General features: G+C 38.4%; 3 protein-coding genes and 1 rRNA gene. 3 read left to right on the forward strand and 1 reads right to left on the reverse strand.

Annotation, left to right across the window (positions count from 1 at the left end):
* The 3 genes from rimI to nadC form a co-directional block, all read left to right on the forward strand.
* Positions 1-602 (forward strand): ribosomal protein S18-alanine N-acetyltransferase (gene rimI, locus ACKPEB_RS21405; protein WP_408967041.1); only part of this gene is annotated, 602 nt, incomplete at its 5' end.
* A gap of 139 nt (positions 603-741) precedes the next feature.
* Positions 742-858, forward strand: a 5S ribosomal RNA gene (rrf, locus tag ACKPEB_RS21410).
* 123 nt (positions 859-981) lie between these two features.
* On the forward strand, positions 982-1,833 hold the full coding sequence (gene nadC / locus ACKPEB_RS21415) for a carboxylating nicotinate-nucleotide diphosphorylase (RefSeq protein WP_408967042.1): 852 nt from the start codon (positions 982-984) through the stop codon (positions 1,831-1,833).
* Positions 1,834-1,893: 60 nt separating this feature from the next.
* Here the strand turns inward: nadC and ACKPEB_RS21420 are convergent.
* A partial coding sequence (locus ACKPEB_RS21420) for a C39 family peptidase (RefSeq protein WP_408967043.1) occupies positions 1,894-2,815 on the reverse strand: 922 nt, incomplete at its 5' end.

The raw sequence follows: 2,815 nt of genomic DNA on the forward strand, positions 1-2,815 counted from the left end.
AATATTTAGAATTACAAGTTTTAACCGATGATCAACTTTCTGCTGTTGTCGAACTTGATCAACGCTGTTTAGGAGGACTTTGGACAATAGACGGATATCAACGAGAAATTGATAGTCCTAATAGTGATTTAATCATTTGGAAACAAGTTAATGAAACCGCAAATTCACAACCGATCTTAGAAGAATTAAAATTACCTAAAATAGAATTAAAAAATCCAAGAAGTTCGGGTAATGAAATCATAGGAATTGGGTGTTTATGGGCAATTTTAGAAGAAGCTCATATTACAATTTTAGCCATTGATCCAGACTATCAAGGACAAGGGTTAGGTCAGGGGTTATTATTTCAATTGTTAGTATCGGCTTGGAAACGAAAACTCGAACGAGCGACCCTAGAAGTTAAAGCTTCTAATCAACGAGCGATTAATTTATATCAGAAATTTGGTTTTAAAGAAGCCGGACGTCGTAAAGGTTATTACCCAGATACCGGAGAAGATGCTTTAATTCTTTGGCGAGGGGATCTTCATCGTCCTCATTTTCCCCAAGTTCTCCATCAGTGGTATCACGAGATTTGTTTGCGGATGATAGAAGAGGAAAAGTGCTGAAGCCCAGGAGCGAAAAAAAAATTGCCAAAGGGGTTGACATTTATAAAAAAAGGAAGTAGATTAGTAAATTGTGAGAGGAAAACAAGCGAAACGCAAAGCAGTTTAATCCTCAACAATCAGGAAAAGTTTATAAAGCTTTCCTGGTGCCTATGGCTCAGTGGAACCACTCCGATCCATCTCGAACTCGGCTGTGAAACGCTGATACGGCGAAGATACTTGGCGGGTAGCCGCCTGGAAAAATAGCTCGGTGCCAGGTTAATATCTAACAAAAGCCTGCTTCTAGTGGTAAATCGGAAGCAGGCTTTTGTATTTGACCTTTGCTGAAACTGGGTTTCTTTGACTATAGGATATTTTGAGAACACAAATAGAGTCAATCAATATGAAAGCGATATTACCCCCTAGAATTATTTTAGATCCGCTTTTGCAACAATGGTTATTAGAAGATATTGGAAGAGGCGATCGCACGACTGCTGGATTATTAACCGAAAAGCAGACAACATCTGCGAATTGGATAATTAAAGAGAATGGTGTGATTGCTGGGTTATCTATCGCAGCCAGAGTGTTTCAACTGTTAGATGATCAGATAGAATTTATGAGTTTAGTTCAGGATGGAGACTATTGTGAAAAAGGGACAAAAATTGCCGTTTTAAAGGGAAGTTTAGAAGCGTTATTAATGGGTGAAAGAGTTGCGTTAAATTTAGCGATGCGATTAAGTGGAATTGCAACGGCGACCCGAAAATATGTAGAAGCGATCGCAGATTTACCTTGTCAATTAGTGGATACTCGCAAAACAACACCCGGATTAAGAATATTAGAAAAATATGCGATTCAAGTCGGAGGTGCAAAAAATCATCGTATGGGATTAGATGATGCGGTGATGATTAAAGATAATCATATTGCAGCAGCCGGAGGGATTGGAGAAGCGATCGCAAAAATTCGAGAAACCATGCCTTATCCTCTAAGCATTGAAGTCGAAACAGAAACATTAGAACAAGTAAAAATTGCTTTAGAATATCAAGCGGATATTATTATGTTAGATAATATGTCATTAGAATTAATGGCTGAAGCTGTTAATCTGATTCGTCAGAATAATTCTCGAATTAAAATAGAAGCATCGGGAAATATCACCTTAGAAACTATTCGTTCCGTTGCAGAAACTGGAGTTGATTATATTTCAAGCAGTGCCCCCATTACCCGTTCAACTTGGCTTGATTTAAGCATGAAAATGTAAACCAAATTTAGGGCGATGAAAACTCGCCCTAAATTTAATATTTTGGGGTATTCCTAATAGCTACTTAGAAATAAAATGCACCCAAAAACTACCATCAGGGATACAAACTCGCGTGATCAAGCGATAGGAATAATGTAAATAAGATCCACTCAAATCGGTGCGATAACCAGAGGAGAACCATTCCCCATAGGGGTCATGAACAATAAATCCATATTCGTCATAACCCACGACCACGATGATATGACCAAAGGAAGTAAAATACCCGTGAATCACAGCCGGATTTCCAGCAGCAATCCAATCTTTGACATCATTGATGGTGGCATTTTCAGTAAAATAATCCTGGCAACCATAATCTCGAACAATTCGGGCTAAATCATAAGGATTATGACGACTGTAGCCCTTATTAATTGCATATTCATACAGTTCATCTTCTAATTGACCCGAACTGGTTTTACGGCGAGCTTTGAAATATTCCAAACACATCGCCAAAGAAGTCACATTGCATGATCCAGTTGGATTAAACCAGTTATCTAATTGAGATTTATAGGGAACATTGAGACGATAACTGGATGGAATGGGTTTAGGATAAACCAGTTTTCCATTTTCATAAATTTGGGCGTGTTCTGCCCAAATATATAAAACCGAATATCCCCCAAAGGATTCATTTCGTAACGCGACTCGTAAATGTCCGCGAATCGGGTCATAAGCTAAAACAGCAAATTCTTTCTCACCGGGAATCGCAAATTTTTCTGAGTCATTGAGTTGAGAAGAAGCAATCGGTTTAACCTTAAAAACTGTACTTTTAAGGGTTTTCAATATTGGGGTGGTAACGGGAATTTGTTCACGTTTTGTTTCGATTAACTTTTTGGCAGTAATCGCACCTAGATAACCCGCTTCACCACACTCCATCAACTTTTGAAATTGATGTAATGCAGCCGTTGATTTCGGGCCAAAAATACCATCGACTGGAGGATCAAGTAAA

The organism is Planktothrix sp. (assembly GCF_046067725.1).
Taxonomy (GTDB): Bacteria; Cyanobacteriota; Cyanobacteriia; order Cyanobacteriales; family Microcoleaceae; genus Planktothrix.

Coding starts and splice junctions, on each gene's coding strand:
- nadC (WP_408967042.1), top strand. CDS start 982: ATGAAAGCGATATTACCCCCTAGAATTATTTTAGATCCGCTTTTGCAA.